Annotated in this window: 1 protein-coding gene; it reads left to right on the top strand. The window is 41.2% G+C overall.

Features of this window, described 5'->3' with window-relative positions:
* Positions 1-150, top strand: a 150-nt coding sequence (locus FH871_RS34605) for a helix-turn-helix domain-containing protein (RefSeq protein WP_369008813.1), incomplete at its 5' end; no start/stop codon positions are given.
* Positions 151-267: the final 117 nt, after the last annotated feature.

The following is a 267-nucleotide window of genomic DNA, read 5'->3' as shown; positions in this document are numbered from 1 at the left end:
ACCGATAACAGCCTACCTAAGATTGGTAAAGAATTTGGTGGGCGTGATCATTCAACTGTCCTGCATGCCTATAATAAGATTAAAAATATGCTGGCCCAGGATGACAGTTTGCGAATCGAAATTGAGACTATCAAAAATAAAATCAAATAGGCTTGTGGACAAGAGCAAGATTTCTAGCTAGTTTATCCACAGCTTGTGCACAAGGCTACTGACTATTGAGCTCAAGCTTGCAGAAACTTTTCCACGCCCTCCACAAGACCTACTACT

The sequence above is a fragment of the Larkinella sp. C7 genome (assembly GCF_006149005.1).
Lineage (GTDB): Bacteria > Bacteroidota > Bacteroidia > Cytophagales > Spirosomataceae > Larkinella.
The sequence above is the reverse complement of the archived record's forward strand: the minus strand, read 5'-3'. Positions and strand labels throughout refer to the sequence as shown.